The sequence below is a fragment of the Microcoleus sp. B6-A1 genome, from assembly GCF_036705085.1.
Classification (GTDB): Bacteria; Cyanobacteriota; Cyanobacteriia; order Cyanobacteriales; family Microcoleaceae; genus Microcoleus.
The window spans coordinates 26,632-47,303 of the sequence record NZ_JAUBTU010000045.1 but is presented as its reverse complement, the minus strand read 5'-3'; the positions used below and the strand labels follow the sequence as shown (position 1 = coordinate 47,303).

Genomic DNA, 20,672 nt, shown 5'->3' with positions numbered 1-20,672 from the left:
TAAAGAAACCGGGTTTTTTACTATTATTGAGGGTGGTGGGCAAGTATTTTGGTTAAAAACCCGGTTTCTGGCTACCCGCGCCGGGACTAAAGAAACCGGGTTTTTTACTATTATTGAGGGTGGTGGGCAAGTATTTTGGTTAAAAACCCGGTTTCTGGCTACCCACGCCGGGACTAAAGAAACCGGGTTTTTTACTATTATTGAGGGTGGTGGGCAAGTATTTTGGTTAAAAACCCGGTTTCTGGCTACCTGCGTGTAAGTTGTGTTTAATCTAATAATTGATAAATTGTTTAATGAGGTTTTCTTATGATAAAAATTGCCGATTATCTACCAAGATTTAACAGACTTTTATACACAAGTTTGACATTAATTTCAGCTATCCTCTTAGGAGGCTTGGGGAAGCTTTCCGAGTCCAACAACAACACAGCTTTAGCGCAAGAAAACATCCCCATTAGTGGTAGCGGTGACGCGCAACTCCAGCCTCTAAAGCAATCCCTAACTGAATTCATGCGCCACCGCTGCGTCGGTGCGGCCGTACTGGGTGTTTCTGTTAAAGGTAAACCCGTCGGTGTTTGGGGTTTCGGCCGCATGAAAGGCAGACCTACTAATAACTGGAATCCGGCTTGTGGCGACGATATGCAGGCTCCTCTGGCTCCCTCTGTCGCGGCAGATACCCCCATGCGTATGGGCAGTATCAGCAAGCCTGTTACCTTTGCAATGGTACGCTGGGCGCTTAAACAGACGGCGCGCGATCGGGCCGGTTTAGAACTGACTGACGACCAAATTGAAGGGATGAAATTGTTCGACCCCCAGCATTATCCGCCGCTAATTCCCGGTTTTAACAAGCAATATCCAGTAGCGATTATCCCTGAAAACTTGCACGCCGTATTTTCGGGAAAAATACAATTTCCCGTTCCCGTGAAAGACAGCAAGTGTGCCAATCTTAACTCAGGATTTGCAGACAAACAGTGGCAAAACGTCACCCTCGGACATTTTTTGTCGCACAGATCGGGACTTCAGCGCAGCGCGCCCAGATACGGTGAAGATATAATTGCAAATTTGCCCGTCCTTCGCAATCTCAAAATTCCAGCCGATTTTCATGCACAAGAACAGCTACTTGTCAATGAGTGGGGCAGCAAATCTGTCAGTTTAGCAAAAAATCAACTCGGCATTTCTCCTAGCGCGGGCTATTTTTTGCCAAGTCCTACTTTAACAGAAACTATGCAGGTTTTGGCTGGGCGATGTCTTCAGTATCCTCTCGGTCAATATCACTATTCCAATACCAGTCCCGCATTTCCTACGATTATTTTGGAGCAGCTTATAGCTTCCGGCAGCTATGCTGCTAAAATGGGTAAACCAGCAACTCATCAAGGTTCGGCTTTGGAGGTTTTCTTCAAAACAGAGTTAGGAATTTCTACTGCGGCTGATCGGGGAATTTTCATGACCCAAGGAGTAGAAAATATTGGCGCTCGCGAACCAGAAAAACGCCATTGGAACGGGAAAAGTTATTATGGTCAAGGATGGGATGTGAAGCGTCCGCACTGCATCTGGAAGGGTAGCTTCTGCGATTTTGCTACTTGGCTAAATCCGAAGCCGGGGAGGATAAATTGGTCTTGGAATTTAAGCCAAGTTCCTTTTAGCAGCAGAAACACTGATTTGAGTCCCGGTACTGGTTCCCTAGCTGCAGAAGCTGAAGTTTTCCTCAAATTTATGTCACAATATTGGGTGGGCGGCTATGAAAATAATCCGCGCATCGGAGAAAAGCGAAAGCAGGTTTGGAATCGATATACTGCCCACAACGGAGCGCTAGACGGTACTTATGCTTGGGCAATCCAGTTAGGGGGAAATCGCAATCCGAAAGAGTGGAAATTGCCGCCGCTGGATGATAAAGGTCGCATCCTTGATGATTTTGCTAATTTGAAGATGTATGCGGGTTTATTGCCGGATGGAGTTGATGTTTTTGTGGCTGTGAATCAAAGGGCAGACAAGAAATGTGTTGATGCTAAAGGTTACAATTGTGGGGATGCTTACGGACTTTTGGATAATTTTATTTTGTACGGTGTTTCTCAGGTAAATTGGAATCTGGTTGCACCTCGTGCAGTTAAAAGATAGAAACTATAACTCAATGAAATGTTTTTTCTGTACATTTTAACAGCTAAAAATATTTTTATTAACCTCGTAAAAGGCTTTGGAGGCAGAGTTAATTATAAGCGATGGGATATCCATTCGCAAGCATTGTGCCTCGCACAATGAGGTGATTACTAGACCTCTTGCAAAAGTCTTTTTAATCAAATTTTCGGAGGCTGCTCAAAGCAGTGCTTTGTTCTACAAGTGATTGCCATTCTCCGGCAGCTATTGAAATTAGCTGCGTTAATCTGTGTTAATCTGCCTTAATCTGCGGTTTTATTATCAATCTAGGAACCGCCCGATTAATTTAAACTGATTAAAAATTAGGCTGCGAAAATCCGATGATCCACAATAAGAACCGCAAAAAGTTACCCTTATTGGCAGCGTTCTTAGTCTCGCCATTTATTTCTTGGTTCCTGAGTACGATCGCCCTATTTCTCAGTCTCTGGGTCATCATACCAGCACCCACGATGTTCCTGTACCCTTTGGCGGTGGGAGCACCAGAAATCAGTCCTTGGTTGGTTGGTATCAATACGATCGCCCTTCTGCTGAACTTGCTCAGACGGCATCAAGGCAAAGTCTACATTATTTTACTGATTTGTAACCTGTTCGCCCTCATCCTAGGCCTGCTTCCCCTGATTCAGTTCCCAGCAGCCAATGCAGCGATAGCTACCCAAATGCAAGCTGTTCTAGGGGAAAACTATTTAGCAGCCATTCCTCAAGCTTTACGCGCGCAGCTACGCCCTCAACCGTTTATCCTCGCAGATGCCTTCCGAGGAATTCCCCTCAGAGACGTTAGGATCGATCGGGCTATTGGATTTGCCAACCCTAACGGAGTTTCACTGCAACTAAACCTTTACCGGCCGATGCAAATTGGCAAATATCCGGCGATTATCACACTCTACGGGGGAGCTTGGCAAAGAGGCAATCCCGATTACAATCAGGAATTCAGCCGCTATATGGCCGCCCAAGGCTATTGTGTTGTCGCAATTGATTACCGCCACGCTCCTAAGTATAGATTTCCTGCTCAGCTTGACGACGTACAAGCCGCTCTTTCCTATATCAGAACTCATGCTGGTGATTGGGAAATTGATCTCGATCGCATTGCTCTGATGGGAAGGTCTGCAGGTGCCCATTTAGCAATGCTAACTGCTTATAATTCAAGTGTGATTCCAGTTAGAGCAGTGGTAAATTATTACGGGCCAAATGACCTGATTCGGGGATATAATGACCCACCTTTTCCTGATGCCATAAATGTTCGAGCCGTCTTGCGTGCTTTTCTGGGAGGAACGCCAGACGAACTCAATGAGCTTTACCGTCGGGCTTCTCCCATCAATTATATTAAACCGAATCTTCCCCCTTCTTTACTGGTTTATGCCGGTCGCGACCATATCGTTCAGCCCAAGTTTGGTCGATCGCTCTACGAACGATTGCGAGCCACGGGCGATTCCCTACGGGATAGCTTCGCTTCACGGGCTATTTTGCTCGAAATTCCTTGGGCTGAACACGCCTTTGATGCAGTTTTTAATGGGCCGAGCAATCAATTAGCTTTGTACTACACAGAACGCTTTTTGGCTCATGCTCTGAAGTCTTCGGATTACCAACGAGTTAAATAAAAACTATCAACTTACTCATTTATGCTCAATAAACTGCGGCTATAACAGTTTAATAAGTTCCCAAATCTCGTAAAGATTTCTACGGCAAATTGTCGCACCAACTTTTAGAAGAGTTGCCAGACTTTATTTATCATATAGCAGTTCTTAAGAAAGTGAGGTATGCCCTATGCCCTATGCCCTATGCCCTATGCCCTATGCCCTATGCCCTATGCCCTATGCCCTATGCCCTATGCCCTATGCCCTATGCGAGTACGATCGCCCTTAGTTTGAGCGCCCCGCGTCCTGTTACACTGAAACCCTGCGGTTGTGTGCGCTTGGTGCGATCGACCTTTCTGAAAAAAACCTAAAATTCTGTAGCCTACAATACATTTATTTAGTTAATGATTGTTTAAACTCTCCAATTGTAGATTGTGTACTCTCCATAATTCTCCAAAACCCCTAAACGAGTGCGTTGTTTGCTGGACTGCGATTTATCGATCGTCGAACCGTTAAAAACCATAAGTAGTTTTGACCTGAATTCATCGGAATTGATTTGCACAAAATTTTTGAGCTGACCAGGGTGAAGATTAGTTACGAAATTTGTGCAGTGCAGACATCTATCATGTTGACTCAAATTAGTACAGGCTCTTGTCATCTATTTTATTGCTAATAACCGAAATCCAACCGCATCTCACACTGGATTGTCACGCCCGGTGGACGGCGAACTGATTGAGCCTCGCTCCACCAATCTTGTAGAGCCTGCCAAAAAAGGCATCCTCCCAAAAGTTAGCTTTGACAAAAAATCTTGGTAAATCCAAAATATTCGTCAATCGTTAAACTTTTGCTAACATCTATTTTTTCTCAACTACTCGTCCCGCAATACCAATAAAAATAACCATGAGTGGAAATGAATCTCGCGTTCAAGCAATTTCTCAAATCGTCAACCGCAAATTGATGCCTGGTCGGCCTCCCAAGCGGCTCGAAGATATGTGGGCAACAGACGTTTTTACTCTGAGCAAGATGCAAGAAAGTCTGCCCAAAAGCATTTTCAAATCAGTAAAAAACACCGTTCAAACAGGCCAAAAACTCGATGCTTCCGTAGCTGATGTAGTTGCAGTAGCAATGAAAGATTGGGCTATTTCCAAAGGAGCCCTGTACTACGCCCACGTATTCTACCCGCTAACCAACGGCACCGCCGAAAAGCACGACGGTTTCATCTCAGTGCAAGGCGACGGCTCCGTCATCTCAGAATTTGCAGGCAAAGTTCTAGTACAAGGCGAACCCGATGGCTCCTCATTCCCCAACGGCGGCATTCGCTCGACTGCGGCCGCTCGCGGATATACAGCCTGGGATGTCACCAGCCCTGCTTATGTCATGGAAACAGACAACGGCATGACATTGTGCATTCCTACTGTTTTCATCTCCTGGACAGGTGAAGCCTTAGACAAGAAAACGCCGCTTTTGCGTTCCATTGCCGCCATGAACAAAGCAGCAACCCGAGTGTTAAAGCTATTAGGAAATACCGAAGTTGCTCCAGTAAATTCTAGTTGCGGTTCCGAACAAGAATACTTCCTGGTAGATGCCAATTTCACCAACAACCGCCCCGATTTACTGCTAGCAGGTCGCACCCTGTTTGGCAAACCTCCTGCGAAAGGTCAGCAATTTGACGACCACTATTTTGGAGCGATTCCAGAGCGCGTTCAAGTCTTCATGCAGGAAGTAGAAGAAAGAATGTACCGGCTGGGAATTCCTGCCAAAACCCGCCACAACGAAGTCGCTCCCGGTCAGTTTGAAATTGCACCCGTTTTTGAAGCAGCAAACGTCGCCAGCGACCACCAACAATTAACCATGACAATTCTCCGCAACACAGCGAAGAAACACGGTTTTATGTGTTTGCTGCACGAGAAGCCTTTCGCCGGCATTAACGGTTCTGGCAAACACGTCAACTGGTCGGTCGGCAATGCCACCCAAGGAAACTTATTAGACCCCGGCGATACACCGCACTCGAACATACAATTTCTAGTTTTCTGCGGCGCTGTGATTCGCGGAGTTCATAAATACGGCCCTCTATTGCGCGCGGTAGTTGCTACTGCCAGCAACGACCACCGATTGGGTGCAAATGAGGCTCCGCCAGCAATTATCTCTGTCTATTTGGGTTCCCAATTAGAAGATATCTTCGGGCAAATTAGCCGAGGAGAAGTTAAGGACTCTCAAGGTCGGGGAATTATGAACTTAGGTGTAGAAACACTGCCTACTTTCATGAAGGATGCTGGAGACAGAAACCGGACTTCGCCCTTTGCCTTTACAGGAAACCGATTTGAATTCCGTGCAGTAGGTTCCGGTCAGTCTGTTTCCGGGCCGCTGGTGGCGATGAATACAATTCTTGCAGATTCTTTGGACTGGATTGCTAACAAATTAGAAAGCGATTTGGCTAACGGAACTGAACTGAATGCTGCCATCCAAACCATTCTCAAAGAAGTGATGGACGAGCACGGTGCGGTTGTATTTGGTGGCAACGGCTATTCCGAAGAATGGCACAAAATGGCTGTTGAGGAACGGGGTTTAGCTAACTTGCGGACTACGGCCGATGCTTTACCCGTGTTGAAGGAAGGATACATTGAAGACTTGTTTGAAAAGACAGGTGTTCTGACTCCAATTGAATTGGAAAGCCGTTACGATGTTTATGCTGAGCAGTATTTGCTGGCAATTGAAGTCGAAGCCAAACTGGTAATAAGCATGGCAAAAACCATTATTTACCCCGCAGCGGTGAGGTATTTAGCTGAACTTTCTGGCACGATTTCTAAATTGAAAGAGATTGGGATTGAACTGGAAAAAGAAAGTGCCGAAAAAGTAGCGGTGCTGGTTAAGTCCATGATGGATACTGCGAGCAAATTGAGTGATGCTTTGAGCAAGCACGATTTTGCTTCGACCGAAGACCATATGCAATATGCTTCGCAAACAATTCGTCCTTTGATGGATGAGGTTCGCAAGTATGCGGATGCTCTGGAAGGTGAAGTGGCTGATGATTTGTGGCCACTGCCTACTTATCAAGAAATGCTGTTTGTTAAGTAATAGCAAATTCGGTTAATTGCAGGTTAGATTTGTAAGGACGCGGCAATGCCGTGTCCTTATTTGTTTTTGAGGTTAAATGAGTGTTACGTTAAATCTGCCAAAGGCATTAAATACGAACGAGAGTAAAACTTGTGAAGATTGTTGAGATAAGCTGTTACGCATTTAAATTGGAAATTCGGGACAGGCTAGAAGCCCGTCCCACAAAAGTTTTAGTGATTTTTGGCACACAATTTAAATGTAGAACAGCTTACCGTTCAAGAAATTTATCGCGTAGAAAAAGTAATCGGGTTGCGAAAAGCTATTATGCGAATTCAATCTCTCTTGAAACAAATGACTGTGGCGGCTCTAGCTCTGGTTTTTGCGATCAGTTGCAGTCGATCGACTCCGAACGTAAACTCTTCCCCTGAAGCAAGTACCTCTAGCAGCTTTAGAGTGGCGTTGATCACGACAGGCTCCAAAGACGACAACAGTTGGGCTCAAGCCTGCTTTGAAGGGTTAAACCTAATCAAAGATAAATTTAATGCTCAGGTAGACTTTACTGGCAGTATTGACGGTGAACATAGTGAAGCTGCCCTTCGCAAATATGCCCAGTCAGGCTATAACCTGGTAATTGCAGCCAGTGGTGGCTATATCAAAGCGGCCGAAAAGGTCGCTAAAGAATTTCCGCGAACGAAATTTGCCCTGGTTACAACCTATCCAGGGAATAACAAAAATTTGGGGGCTGTTGCCTTTCGATCGGGTGAGGTGGGGTACCTCACAGGTGCTTTGGCTGCCATGAAGACTAAAAGCAATAAAGTTGGCTATATTGTGGGTGCTGCTTATCCGGTTTACAAAGAAGAAGAAGCTTTGTTTAGGCGGGGAGTGAAGGCAACGAATCCCTCTGTTCAAGCCTCGACAGCTTTTCTCAACTCTTGGATTGATACGGAAAAAGCCACCAAAGTCGCAACGGATATGGTTGCCTCTGGAGTAGATGTTTTGACAATCAACGCGGATGAGGCAGGATTAGCCGCGCTAAAAGCCGTTACGCAAAAGCCAGGAGTCCTTGTGATTGGTTGGGCCAAGGATCAGTACGAACTGGCTCCCGGCAAAGTCCTAACTAGCGTTCTGCAGGACATTCCCAATCTGGTGCTAAATGCGGCCGTATTAACCCAGGAAGGTCGCTGGGAAGGAAAACTTTACAAGTTTGGACTCAAGGAAAAAATCTACGACTTTGCCCCTTTCCGTGGTAGTCTCACGTCTCAGGAAGAGGACACTTTCAAGATTATCCGAGAAGCTGTGACGACTGGCCAAATTGATGTTTCTCCTTAGTGCGCGCATTAATTGATTTACCAATATTGATTCTAAGTCCGATGCAAAATCAACGCAACGATCGCGCTCTTCCGATTGCCAAAAGCTCCCCTTCACTTCTCTGGCAACGCTTCTTTTCTATTGCAAATCAGCTCCGCTATGGTTTGATATTTTTGGTTCTCCTGAGCTTACTGCCCACAGGTGGTTTGCTGATCTACCTCAGCTTTCAGGCGCAGATCCAGCAATCGCGATCGCTCCAAGAAGAGCGTAGTCAGACAGCAGCAGGGCAGATTGATAATTATTTAGATGACTTGAAACGAAAACTGAGCTATTTAGCTAGGGTCAAAGGACTCACAAACTTTCAACCTCAAGTGCAGCAGAGCCTGTTGGAAGGATTGATTCGTCATCATGATGCTTATGAAGCCGTTGCCATTTTGAACCGGAAGGGACAAGTTGTCACGTCAGTTTCACCCTACGAACCGCTCAAGTTAGAAAATCCAGCCAATTCGCCACTGTTTATTCGTGCCTTCAAACAACAGGAAGATTATGTCAGTCCTGTAGAAATTAATCCTCAAACAAACCAACCAACCACCATTCTGGCGGTTCCGATTCGGAATGAGCGAGATGAGGTGGATGGGGTGCTATTAGCAGAGATAAATCTCAACTTTCTCTGGTTTGTTGTTTCCCAAATCGAGGTTGGCAAGACGGGTTATGTCTATGTAGTCGATGAGCGTAATTTTGTGATTGCTCAAAAGGGTAGTAAGCCAGAAACCTTTCAACTTCAAGATCTTTCTAAGCGCCCCTTCTTTCAATTCTTGAAAGCCTCCGAAAATACTAAGCACCTTAACGTTTATCAGGGTCTAAAGCAGGTAGAAGTATTGGGAGCCAGTGCCTTAGTTCGGAGTGTGAATTGGAATGTGGTTGTAGAACTGCCAACGGCTGAGGCTTATGCTCCCGTTTACCAAATGCTCTCAATTATGGGAGGCTCATTGATGGTGGTGACGATCGTCGCTGTTGGCATTGGGTATCTATTTATTCGGCAAATTGTGGTGCCGCTACAGCACTTAACCACGGCAGCTACTGAACTCAGTGCGGGGCAATTAGAGACGCGGGTCAACATCGACAGCCAAAACGAACTGGGGACATTGGCGATCGCCTTTAACACTATGGCAACCCAGTTAGAGGAACTGATTACAGCAGTTGAAGTGGAACGCAATTTTGTTTCAGCAATTCTTGAAATTGCAGGTGCCCTGGTAGTTGTGCTCGACCCGCAGGGACAAATCGTTCGCTTTAACCGAGCTTGCGAACAAATGACTCATTACTCATTTAGTGAAGTAAAAGGGCGCTACATTTGGGACTTGTTCCCGAACTCAGACTTAGCAGGACAAGCCAAAACTACTTTTGAGTCTTTACAATCTGGTAATTTTCCCCAGCAGTATGAAGGCAGTTGGGTGAGCAAAGATCAACAACTCAGACTCATTGCCTGGTCAGATACTGCTTTACTGGATAATGAAGGTGAAATTGAGTACATCATCAAAACAGGGATTGACATTACGGAACGGAAACAGGTAGAAGAAGAACTCAAAGCGTCGGAACAGCGACTATCTTTTCTATTCCGCCAAACTTCACTGGCAGTTGTGGAATGGGATTTAAACTTTAAAGTCACTGCCTGGAATCCAGCGGCAGAGCAGATTTTTGGTTACACGGCGAAAGAGGCGATCGGACACCATGTCACAGAATTAATTGTGCCTGCGTCTGCCCGAAAGGTCGTCGATCGAGTTATGAACGAGTTGTTGGTTCAGGTTGGAGGAATCTACAGTGTCAACGAAAATATTACCAGAGACGGCAAAACCATTATTTGCGAATGGTTCAATACGCCTTTAGTAGGGGATGCTGGAAAGATTGTTGGAGTTGCATCCTTGGCACTGGATATTACTGAGCGCAAGCAAGCCGAAGCTGCATTAAGGCAAGCAAAAGAGGAAGCGGAGGTTGCACTCAAAACCTTGCAGCAAACTCAGGCACAGCTTATTCAGGCAGAGAAAATGTCAGGTTTGGGGCAACTGGTTGCTGGTGTTGCTCACGAAATTAATAATCCAGTCAACTTTATCTATGGCAACCTGAGCCATACTGCCGACTACACGCAAATTTTACTAAAGTTGATTCAGCTTTACCAGCAAACCTATCCAACTAATGCCCAAATTGAGGAAAAAATTGAAGAGTTCGAGCTGGACTTCATTAGTGAAGATTTGCCCAAAATCCTGACTTCAATGAAGGTAGGAGCCGATCGCATTCGTCAAATTGTCCTGTCGCTAAGAAACTTCTCGCGGCTGGATGAGGCCCAAATGAAGCCTGTTGATATCCACGAGGGAATTGACAGCACATTGATGATTTTGCAAAATCGACTGAAGGCAAATCCGGCTCATCCTGCTATTGAAATTGTTAAAGAGTACGGCGACTTACCGCGAGTAGAGTGCTATGCCGGACAGTTGAACCAAGTCTTTATGAATATTCTGGCAAATGCGATCGATGCTTTAGAAAACTACGACAATCAGCGTTATACAAAAGACATCCAAAAGAATCCCAGTCGCATCACTATTCGGACTAAGCTAGTCACAAAAGAAACTCATTCTGGTTATTCAAAAAATGTGGTAATTCAAGTTCAAGACAATGGGCCTGGGATGACGGAAACTGTTAGACAACAGGCGTTCAATCCCTTCTTCACTACAAAACCCACTGGTAAAGGAACTGGATTAGGACTATCCATCAGCTATCAAATTGTAGTTGATAAGCACGGTGGCTTACTCCAGTGCTTCTCTCAACCAGCTCAAGGAACAGAGTTCCTAATTGAAATTCCTGTGTTGCAAAGCGGTGCTGTAGCACTCGTTGGTAATTGACACTCCTGGGCCTGAAGGCATGAGGATTCTTCGATCTACGAGCTGACTTGCTCTAATTGGATTTCTCCAACCAAAGTAGAGGTCAATTCTCCCGAAGCGTTGTTTGCATCTAGTGCAAAGGTTCCGGTATGCCCTACCGTACCCAATCCCCGACTTAGGATATTTCTCGCGGCGTTGAAATCTCTATCTAGCAAACATCCACACTTACAAACATGAGTCCTTGTAGATAGAGTCTTTTTGACAATTTCACCGCAACTAGAGCATTCTTGACTGGTATATTGCGGATTTACCGCAACTGTTACACGCTCGAATACTTTTCCCAAATATTCGAGCCAGACACGGAATTGATACCAAGATGCGTCGTTAATAGACTTAGCAAGACAGTGATTCTGCACCATATTCTTAATTCTCAAATCTTCGTAGGCTATCAAGTCGTTTGACTGAATTACGCACCTTGCCAACTTCACGGCATGGTCTTTACGTTGCCTGCTTATTTTGAGATGGCGCTTGCCGAGAATCTGTCGAGCTTTGCCTCTGTTTTTTGAACCTTTAACTTTCCTAGATACTCGACGATGACTGCGTTTGAGAATGCGTTCGCCTTTTCTCAGGAATCTAGGGTTTTCAACCGTGACTCCATTTGAATCAGTATAGTATTCTTTCAGTCCAACATCTAATCCAATTGTGCTACCAGTTGGCTCTGTGTTTTCCTTTCGGCTGACATCAATACAGAACTGGACGTACACACCATCAGCACGTTTAACCAATCGAACCCGTTTAATTTGGCTAATTTGGTAAAAATGCAGGTCGCGTGTACCTTTGAGTTTAAGTTTGCCAATTCCTTTTTTGTCAGTGAAAGTTATCGATTTTCTGTCATCTGCAAGCTTCCATCCAGTTGACTTGTACTCAACCGAACGGCAGTCTCGCTGGAATTGCGGATACCCTTTTTTACCAGGAATCTTTTTCTTGCAGTTTTCGTAGAATCGAGAGATAGCTGCCCAAGCGCGTTCAGCACTCGACTGCCTTGCCTGGGAGTTGAGTTCATCAGCAAACGGAAACGTAGCTGCCAGTACAGCACAGTATTTATTCAAGTCGTATTTGTTCTTTTTAGGATTGTCCATCCAATAGCGCAAACAGCTATTGCGGACAAACTGAGCGGTACGAATTGCTTCATCTACTGCCTTGAACTGGCTTGATTTTCCGTAAGATTTAAACTCAAAAACTAGCATTGCTCTACCTCCAGTCTTATGCTACCGCAGTCGGCACAAAACGGAGATATGTGCAATGAAAAGTTACAATTCAAGCCGTCCTAGAAGGACGGGGTTTTTAACCCAGTTTTTCGATAAAGAGTGGGAAATTATCGAGCCCTTACTGCCTCAGAAGAAGAAAACTTGAGCTCCACTCTAGACAAAGTGACAAATTTTATGCGGGCATATTTTATCAACTCAAGAATGGTTGCGATGGGGAGCCTCTCATATTTGTAACCACACTTCTTCTGGCTCCTTCCTTCTTCCTCGTGCCTTCTGCCTCACAACTCCAATTTCTAGCTTGCTGGACTACACAAGTGAGATGCTCCGCCGCGATGTAATCCGCCACCTGCTTACGATTCCATTAAGAAACGAAAAGCTATGGATACTCAAGTGAGGAACAGTGCTATCGTTGATCATATACAGGTAGTCAAGACAAGAGCACAGATTCCTAAAGTGTCGCAGGTAGGATAGTTGTGCGCTTATGTAACTCCTATCAAAAAGGGAATTTTTGTGTTTTTATGGAAAAAATTCAAGAGTTACAATTATCCAAATGCCCAACGGGAATTCAGGGACTCGATGAAATCACCGATGGAGGCTTGCCCCAAGGCCGACCAACTTTAATCTGTGGTTCTGCAGGTTGCGGTAAGACCTTATTTGGTGTGGAGTTTCTCGTACGCGGATCAACGCGGTACGGAGAACCAGGCGTTTTAGTCACCTTTGAAGAAACTGCGTCAGAAATTACCAAAAACGTCGCCTCTTTAGGGTGGAATTTAAATCAGTTAATTGCTGAGGGGAAAATATTAATAGATCATATTTATATTGAACCCAGCGAAATTGAGGAAACAGGAGAATATGACCTAGAAGCCCTATTTCTTCGTCTAGGGTATGCGATCAAAAAAATTGGCGCTAAACGGGTGCTTTTAGACACGATTGAAGTCTTGTTTGCTGGTTTAGCCAATTCCAACATTGTCCGAGCAGAAATACGCCGTTTATTTCATTGGTTAAAAGACCAAGGTGTGACAGCCGTGATCACAGGGGAGCGAGGAGATAACACCTTAACCCGTCAAGGTTTAGAAGAATACGTTTCGGATTGTGTGATCAAATTAGATCAAAAAACCTTTGAAGACATCGCCACAAGAACCCTTCAAGTTGTCAAGTATCGCGGCTCTCGTCATAGTAATAATGAATATCCTTTTTTAATTGAAGAAAATGGCATTTCGGTCTTACCCGTTACTTCCTTAAAATTAGACCATGTGGTTTCTAATGAGCGAGTCTCAACGGGCATCGCCGAACTTGATGAAATGTTTGGTGGCCAAGGCTATTATCGGGGTAGCAGTATTCTAGTCACAGGCAGGGCTGGAACGGGCAAAACGACTCTTGCAAATTATTTTGCCCATGCAAGCTGTTTGAGGGGCGAACGGTGTTTATATCTCGCCACTGAAGAATCGCCCCAACAAATTATCCGCAATTTAAGGTCGATTGGTCTTGACTTAGCCCCTTATGTAGAGCAGGGATTACTCCAATTTGATGCGGTACGTCCCACCAATTACAATTTAGAAATGCGTTTGTTTAAAATCCATCGCTGGGTACAAGAATTTCAACCAAGGACAATCATCATTGATCCGATGAGTAATCTCGTCTTGAGTGGGAGTTTGATGCAAACAAAAAACTTTTTCATGCGTTTAATTGACTATTTAAAGAGTAAGCAAATAACCGTTTTTATGACCAACTTAACGGCTGGTGATGCTGACCATGACCACGAACAGACAGAAGTGGGTGTTTCCTCTCTGATGGATACTTGGTTAGAGCTCCAAACGCTCAAGGTGAATGGGGAGCGCAATCGCATTATCTATGCCCTCAAATCTCGCGGCATGATGCACTCAAATCAAGTACGGGAATTTATCGTCACCAATGAAGGTGTAAAGTTGGTCGAGGTTTACTTGGGAGATGGCAAGGTATTAACAGGAACGGAAAGAGTCAATCAAGAACTAAAGGAAAAATCTGCCGCTAAAAAACGCCGACAGAATTTTGAACTAAAAAAACGTGAGTATGAACAAGAGAAAAAACTCGTACAAGCTCAGATAAATGATCTACAAATGCAATTGCTCAATCGAGAGGCGGAGTTAGATTGGCTGCTTGAAGAAGAACAAGAGGAAGAAAAAGCGGTGCAGGAGAATCGAACCTTTATGGCAAGGTTACGTCATCTTAATCGCTAAAACCTATCTATAAGGAGAAAAAACATGACAATTCATTTAACAGATAATTCCTCAGATCCAACTAACACAAAAGGGTCAGAGATTTGGCAAATGCGATTATATGTGGCGGGACAAACACCTAAATCTTTGGTGGCTTTTGCCAATTTGAAGAAGATATGTGAGGAATATCTTCAGGGTCAATATAACATTGAAATTATTGACTTAAGTCAACAGCCGCAGCTAGCCATAGAACATAGCATCGTTGCTATACCGACTCTCGTGAGACAATTGCCAGAACCGATTAAAAAGATTATTGGTGATTTATCAAATACTGAAAAAGTTCTGGTAGGACTGCAAATTCTTCGTCAAGTCGATGAACAATAACCCATTAAACCCATTAAGATATAGGTACTAACAATGATTGACTCCGAAGAGGTTAAACCAACAACCACAGAACTTTTTGAAGAGTCTCTTTCTTCATCAAAGGAAGAGCCTTATATCTTACGTCTTTATATTTCAGGTACAACGATTCAATCGGTGACGGCGTTGCAAAACATCAAAAAGATTTGTGAGGAACATCTCCAAGGGCGTTATGAGTTAGAAGTTATTGATATTTATCAACAGACAGAAGCTGTTATTTCGGAGAACATTGTGGCTGTTCCCACCTTGATAAAAAAGTTACCTCTGCCCTTACAAAAGATGATTGGCAATTTATCGAATACAGAAAAAGTCTTACTTGGTCTTAATCTAGTGCCGAAAAAAAATATAATTGGAGAGGGAAACAATGAAGGATTCTCTGACCCCTATTGAAAAAATGAGCCAAGAAGTCGCAACCCTAAATCGGGAATTGGCCCAGGTGCAGGAACGCCTAAATGTAGCGGAAGAAACGTTGCAGGCGATTCGTTGTGGGGAAGTTGATGCTGTTGTTGTTTCTACTCCGCGAGGAGATCGAGTTTTTACGCTTCAGGGGGCAGATTATGTTTATCAGTGTTTAGTGGAACAAATGGGCGAAGGAGCGGCTACCGTATCTTCTGAAGGTTTGATTTTGTACTGTAATAAGCGACTCTCAGAACTATTAAATTTTCCTTTAAAAAATCTGATAGGCTCTCAGTTAGAAACCTTTATTAGCCCCAAGGATAAAAAAGCATTTTTACTATTTTTGCAGCAGGTTCAGACCGATGGAACTTTCACTAGAGAATTATCTTTGCTCACAGCAACGGGAAATAAGGAAGTACCTGTTAAATTATCGTTGAAACAACTTCAGATAGATGAGATTTTAGTGAATAGTATTATTGTTACTGATATTACAGAATCTAAAATAAAAGAAGCTGCGAAAATCAGTCAGATTCTCAACAGCGCGATCGCAGTTATTAAAAATTTTCGTCTTTGGACTGATGGTACTTTAGAGATTGATTCTTGGACAGGCGGAACTCAACAGATTTTGGGCTATAGCTTAGAAGCTGTGCAAGCAGATTCTGCCTTATTCATAGCGAATATATTGCCCGAAGATCGAGACAAAACGATCGCCTCATTGATCGAAAATATTCAAGCAGGGCGATCGGGTATTATCGAATATCAGTTTTTGCATGGCGATCGCAGGATTCGATGGCTTGCCTCCAACTATGTTGCTGAATGGGATAAAGAACAAGATTGTTGGGTGGGCATAGAAATTATTACGGATATTACCCAACGTAAAGAAACAGAGCAAAAAATTGCCGAACAAGCAGCCTTAATTGATATTGCTAGTGATGCCATTTTTGTAAAGGATTTAGACGATCATATTTTATTTTGGAATAAAGGAGCTGAACGTTTATATGGTTGGGCAGAAGCCGAAGTTATAGGGCAGAAAACTCAAACCTTATTTAATCAACCCTGTAAACTAACTGAGCCGATCCAAATCACTACCGAGCAAGGCAGTTGGCAGGGGGAAATAGAGCAACTTACTAAAATCGGTAATAATATAATCGTAGAAAGTCGTAAAACACTGATACACAATAAATTTTCCCAATCCCGCTCTATCCTCGTTGTTAATAGTGATATTACTGAAAAAAAACTACTTGAAAAACAGTTTTATCATGCCCAGCGATTAGAGAGTTTAGGAACGTTGGCAAGTGGAATTGCCCATGATTTAAATAACATTCTCACCCCGATTTTGGGAGCTAGTCAACTGCTTCCTCTCAAAATTACCAATATGAATGAACCGACACAAAGACTGTTAAAACTCCTTTCGGGTAGTGCTAAACGTGGGGTTGATTTGGTCAAGCAAATTCTTTTTTTTAGTCGAACAACGGATGGTGAATATGCAATATTACAACTAGGCTATTTGCTCCTCGAAGTAATCGGTGTTGTTCAACACACATTTCCCAAATCAATAACTATTTCGACTAAAATTCCCGCAATGGAACTATGGACAATATCGGGTGATGCTACCCAGCTACACCAAGTATTTATGAATTTGATGATTAACGCTAAGGATGCCATGTCATCAGGAGGAACTTTGAGCATCTCTGCCGAAAATCGCTCCTTTGATGAAGATGATGCCCTGCTGAATGTGGAAGCAAAAGTAGGCTGTTATGTGGCTGTGACGGTGGCTGATACAGGAATTGGTATTCCGCCCGAATTGTTAAACCGAATTTTTGACCCCTTTTTCACTACCAAGGAAGTTGGGAAAGGAACAGGGCTAGGATTATCCACAGTAAGGGGGATTGTCAAAAATCATGGCGGTTTTGTTAAGGTTTATAGCGAGTTGGGTAAGGGTACGGAATTTCGGGTTTTCTTTCCAGCTATAGAGGGAGAAGTGAGCCTCACAACGATAGAGCAAGCAATGCCTAGAGGTAAGCGGGAGTTGATTTTAATTGTTGATGATGAAGCCTCTATTCGAGAGATAACACAGACTTCTCTAGAAAACTATAACTACAGAACAATACTCGCTAGTGATGGGCTTGAAGCCCTCGCTGTCTATAGGGAAAATCAACAGGAAATTAGTGTGGTTTTAATGGATATGATGATGCCCAACCTAGATGGTGTTTCCGCAATGCGCGCGTTGCAAGAAATTAATCCTGGGGTGAAGATCATTGCGACTAGCGGACTATTTGCTAACAAAAAGCTGGCATTAGATGCTAATGTCAAAACATTTTTGTTAAAACCTTACACGATCGCACAGTTATTACAAATGTTAGCGGAGATACTGCCGGCAGAGGAGAATAAAGCAAATCGCATCCCGCCCCGTACCTCTCAAGAGTCTTCTTCACTGCCGAGGGTTGAATTGTCTAGAGATGCTGTAGCAATGATGCCCCGCGAATGGTTACAGAAAATGTATGATGCGGCGTACTATTGTGATGGGGATCTCATGCTGCAATTAATTGAACAACTACCTACTTCTCAAGTGGCGATCGCGAAGGCTCTCAAAGATTTAACGCTGAGTTTTAAAACGGATATCATTATGGAATTAACTGATTTATCTAAATTAGGACTTACGAAAGATCCCTAGGAAGAGAAGGATATTAAAGTTGCTGAATAAAAAGTATTACGGGTAAAACAATTGGGACGATCGATTGACCATAATATCCCGGCCGGGGCGGGTTTTTGAGATTGTCAATTATTGGCAGATATGGTTGGCTCACGGGCCCCTACCTGATTTCGGGTAATCGAGGGGACAGGATATTACGGGTAAAACAATTGGGACGATCGACCTTTGTGTTTCTCAATCAGTCGATCGCCCAGACTCAAATTCCCTCAATCATATCGTTTCCGGTTGCATTGGAATGATTAAACCGCAGAGAACGCAGAGAACGCAGAGTTCGAGAACAGAGAGATGAATACAGGACGATGAAGGGCGGATTTGATATCAAACGATTTTCTCGCTAGAAAGTTCCCCACTAGCAGGAGGCTCTACCGTATCGCCAAAGGCAACCCGCAGAAAAGGCGGCGCTAAAAATGTCGTCAGAATCACCATGATAATAATCGAGACTTCTAACGGTTTATCCAAAATCCCACTCGCGGAACCGATGCCGGCAAAAACTAACCCGACTTCGCCCCGAGGAATCATCCCCACTCCGATCGCCAATCGATTGATTCCCGGCAGACCAAACACCACCCAACCAGTCACCAGCTTGCCAAAAATCGCAACCACAATCAAAAATACGGCAATCAAAAGACCAGCCCGATTATCCGGCACTGTTGGGTTCAAAACCCCCAAATCCGCCCGAGCTCCCACAGTTACAAAAAAGATGGGTACAAATAAATCGGCGATGGGTTTCACCAATTCATCCAACTCCTCGCGGGCATCGCTTTCATCCAATACCAAACCAGCCGCAAACGCACCCAAAATCGCTTCGAGATGAATTGCATTGCCCAGAAACGCCATGAAGAAAGCAAAGATAAATGCTGGGATGACTATATTGCCGCGAGTTTTGAGTGTGTCTACGATGGCAGAAAAGCTTTTGTTAAACACACCGCCCAATAGAATCGAACCAAGCAGAAAGGCAGTTGCACTGACAATCAAATAGATGACATTAACAACATCAATCTCACCAGTTTTCGCTAAACTGGCAACAACAGCTAGGACAATAATTCCTAGCACATCATCAATCACCGCTGCACCAACAATGATTTGACCTTCTTTAGATTTGAGTTGTCCTAATTCCGACAAAACTTTGGAGGTAATTCCGATGCTGGTTGCCGTCAAAGCAGCCCCTGCAAAAATCGCCGGAATCGCCGCCGTGTGGAAAATGATCATCAAGCCCGCAGTACCGGCGGCAAAGGGAACTGCCACGCCGACACAAGCGACAACGACAGCTTGAACCCCCACTTCCTTGAGTTGTCTGATATCCGACTCTAAGCCAATTTCAAACAGCAGAATAATTACGCCCAATTCAGCCAGCACTGAAATGACTTCACTCTGGGATTCAAACACACTGGTGAGGGCGGCAGGAGACAGATGATTAATCGATTGCAGAACTGTCATAATCCCTGAGTTGGATGCTGACAGCCCTGCTTCGGGAAAAATGACTAGGTGTAAAGCAGATACCCCAACAATTACCCCTGCTACAAGTTCACCCAAAACCGGCGGAAAATCGAAGTTTCTAGCCGCTTCTGCGCCTAATTTACTGGCGATATAAATCACTACCAAAGTGAGCAAAACTCCGCTGAGGACGATCGGCGAATTTTCTGCCTCGACTGTTGCTAACAAAGGTATGGGGGCAACTAGAGAAGCCATCCCAGAACTTAAAGCTGTAATTGTATGGTTTAAAAACATGGGTACGATGATGGTAAGAAAGACGATTCTACGGTGACTGTTGACTGTTGACTGATGACTGTTGACTGTTGACTAATGACTAATGACTGTTGACTGTTGACTGATGACTGATGACTAATGACTGTTGACTGATGACTAATGACTAATGACTGATGACTGTGAGTCGGAAAATTGATAACTGTTACATATTGGGTAGCCAGTTAACTCGACATGACTATCAAGCAAAACTTGAAGAACCCAAATCTGGCGGTACATCCTGCCACCGCCCTTGCCCGACTGCTTGAATTGCTTCTTTTAGCAAGATATCGCCGGTATAAATTGCCCTACCGACGATCGCACTTTTGACACCAATTGGTTCCAAAGCCAGCAAACTCAACAAATCGGCGATCGAACTAACGCCGCCGGAAGCAATCACCGGAATCGAAATAGCGTTAGCAATTTCGCGCAAAGAGTCCAAATTCGGCCCTTCCATAGTACCGTCGCGGTGAATGTCGGTGTATATAATTTCAGCCGCCCCTAACTCGGCCATTTTTTGCGCCAATTCTGCCGCTAAAACTTCCGAAGTTTCTAGCCAGCCTCTAGTAGCAACTTTACCATTTCTGGCATCGATGCCAACCAGAATTCGATCGGGAAATTCGGCGCACAATTCGCCGACTAATTGCGGTTGTTCGACGGCGACAGTGCCGAGAATGACGCGCCGGACGCCTAAATTGAGGATAGCAGCAACAGAAGCGCGATCGCGCATTCCCCCACCTACTTGACAGGGAACGTCTACGGATCGGACGATCGCTTCAATGGCTGCTTGGTTGACTGGATGACCTGCTTTGGCGCCGTCGAGGTCTACTAAATGCAGCATGGTTGCGCCTTCATTTACCCACTGTCTGGCTACTTCGACGGGGTTGTCGTTAAAAGTTTGAGACTTCGCGTAGTCTCCCTGATATAATCTGACGCATTTTCCATCCAATAAGTCGATCGCTGGAATTACATTCATAATTTTT

General features: G+C 44.3%; 13 protein-coding genes. 10 read left to right on the top strand and 3 right to left on the bottom strand.

Going from position 1 to position 20,672, the window contains the following annotated elements; all coding sequences use genetic code 11:
- From QUB11_RS17900 to QUB11_RS17875, 6 genes are all read left to right on the top strand, one after another.
- Positions 1-259 (top strand): hypothetical protein (locus QUB11_RS17900; RefSeq protein WP_333391302.1); only part of this gene is annotated, 259 nt, incomplete at its 5' end.
- Positions 260-306: 47 nt separating this feature from the next.
- Positions 307-2,112: a serine hydrolase gene (locus QUB11_RS17895; RefSeq protein ID WP_333391301.1), complete on the top strand. Its 1,806-nt coding sequence runs from the start codon at positions 307-309 to the stop codon at positions 2,110-2,112.
- A 356-nt stretch (positions 2,113-2,468) separates the two neighbouring features.
- Positions 2,469-3,743, top strand: a complete 1,275-nt coding sequence (locus tag QUB11_RS17890; protein WP_333391299.1) for an alpha/beta hydrolase — start codon at positions 2,469-2,471, stop codon at positions 3,741-3,743.
- An 876-nt stretch (positions 3,744-4,619) separates the two neighbouring features.
- Positions 4,620-6,794 (top strand): glutamine synthetase III, encoded by a 2,175-nt coding sequence (locus QUB11_RS17885; protein WP_333201381.1) that lies wholly within the window; start codon positions 4,620-4,622, stop codon positions 6,792-6,794.
- Between the two features lie 219 nt (positions 6,795-7,013).
- The gene (locus QUB11_RS17880; protein WP_333201379.1) at positions 7,014-8,102 is read left to right on the top strand and encodes a BMP family protein; all 1,089 of its coding nucleotides are present in this window, start codon (positions 7,014-7,016) and stop codon (positions 8,100-8,102) included.
- Positions 8,103-8,143: 41 nt separating this feature from the next.
- Entirely contained in the window at positions 8,144-10,975 is a 2,832-nt protein-coding gene (locus QUB11_RS17875) for a PAS domain S-box protein (RefSeq protein WP_333201377.1), read from the top strand.
- Between the two features lie 35 nt (positions 10,976-11,010).
- On the opposite strand, the gene QUB11_RS17870 is transcribed toward QUB11_RS17875, so the two are convergent.
- A complete protein-coding gene (locus tag QUB11_RS17870; RefSeq protein ID WP_333201375.1) occupies positions 11,011-12,201 on the bottom strand; it encodes a transposase in 1,191 nt (396 codons plus the stop codon).
- 539 nt (positions 12,202-12,740) lie between these two features.
- Here QUB11_RS17870 and kaiC point away from each other — a divergent pair.
- Genes kaiC through QUB11_RS17850 form a run of 4 tightly spaced genes read left to right on the top strand, consistent with a single transcriptional unit; the run spans position 12,741 to position 17,907 of the window.
- Positions 12,741-14,438 (top strand): circadian clock protein KaiC, encoded by a 1,698-nt coding sequence (kaiC, locus tag QUB11_RS17865; protein WP_333201373.1) that lies wholly within the window; start codon positions 12,741-12,743, stop codon positions 14,436-14,438.
- Between the two features lie 24 nt (positions 14,439-14,462).
- Complete coding sequence (locus QUB11_RS17860; protein WP_333201371.1) at positions 14,463-14,801, top strand: circadian clock KaiB family protein; 339 nt, start codon at positions 14,463-14,465, stop codon at positions 14,799-14,801.
- A gap of 33 nt (positions 14,802-14,834) precedes the next feature.
- The gene (locus QUB11_RS17855) at positions 14,835-15,227 is read left to right on the top strand and encodes a circadian clock KaiB family protein (RefSeq protein ID WP_333201369.1); all 393 of its coding nucleotides are present in this window, start codon (positions 14,835-14,837) and stop codon (positions 15,225-15,227) included.
- A complete protein-coding gene (locus QUB11_RS17850) occupies positions 15,202-17,907 on the top strand; it encodes a PAS domain S-box protein (RefSeq protein WP_333201367.1) in 2,706 nt (901 codons plus the stop codon). Before QUB11_RS17855 ends, QUB11_RS17850 begins: the two co-directional genes overlap by 26 nt.
- 357 nt (positions 17,908-18,264) lie before the next feature.
- Here QUB11_RS17850 and QUB11_RS17845 read toward each other — a convergent pair whose 3' ends face one another.
- Positions 18,265-19,635, bottom strand: a complete 1,371-nt coding sequence (locus QUB11_RS17845; protein WP_333256456.1) for a cation:proton antiporter — start codon at positions 19,633-19,635, stop codon at positions 18,265-18,267.
- Positions 19,636-19,891: 256 nt separating this feature from the next.
- Positions 19,892-20,665 carry a 1-(5-phosphoribosyl)-5-[(5-phosphoribosylamino)methylideneamino]imidazole-4-carboxamide isomerase gene (gene hisA, locus QUB11_RS17840; protein WP_333201363.1) on the bottom strand — a complete coding sequence of 258 codons (774 nt, stop codon included), beginning with the start codon at positions 20,663-20,665 and terminating at the stop codon, positions 19,892-19,894.
- Positions 20,666-20,672 lie beyond the last annotated feature (7 nt).

Bases quoted from the DNA above. Each gene is read 5' to 3' on its own strand.
- QUB11_RS17895 (WP_333391301.1), top strand. From the start codon at position 307: ATGATAAAAATTGCCGATTATCTACCAAGATTTAACAGACTTTTATAC.
- QUB11_RS17890 (WP_333391299.1), top strand. From the start codon at position 2,469: ATGATCCACAATAAGAACCGCAAAAAGTTACCCTTATTGGCAGCGTTC.
- QUB11_RS17885 (WP_333201381.1), top strand. From the start codon at position 4,620: ATGAGTGGAAATGAATCTCGCGTTCAAGCAATTTCTCAAATCGTCAAC.
- QUB11_RS17875 (WP_333201377.1), top strand. From the start codon at position 8,144: ATGCAAAATCAACGCAACGATCGCGCTCTTCCGATTGCCAAAAGCTCC.
- QUB11_RS17870 (WP_333201375.1), bottom strand. From the start codon at position 12,201: ATGCTAGTTTTTGAGTTTAAATCTTACGGAAAATCAAGCCAGTTCAAG.
- kaiC (WP_333201373.1), top strand. From the start codon at position 12,741: ATGGAAAAAATTCAAGAGTTACAATTATCCAAATGCCCAACGGGAATT.
- QUB11_RS17860 (WP_333201371.1), top strand. From the start codon at position 14,463: ATGACAATTCATTTAACAGATAATTCCTCAGATCCAACTAACACAAAA.
- QUB11_RS17855 (WP_333201369.1), top strand. From the start codon at position 14,835: ATGATTGACTCCGAAGAGGTTAAACCAACAACCACAGAACTTTTTGAA.
- QUB11_RS17850 (WP_333201367.1), top strand. From the start codon at position 15,202: ATGAAGGATTCTCTGACCCCTATTGAAAAAATGAGCCAAGAAGTCGCA.
- QUB11_RS17845 (WP_333256456.1), bottom strand. From the start codon at position 19,635: ATGGCTTCTCTAGTTGCCCCCATACCTTTGTTAGCAACAGTCGAGGCA.
- hisA (WP_333201363.1), bottom strand. From the start codon at position 20,665: ATGAATGTAATTCCAGCGATCGACTTATTGGATGGAAAATGCGTCAGA.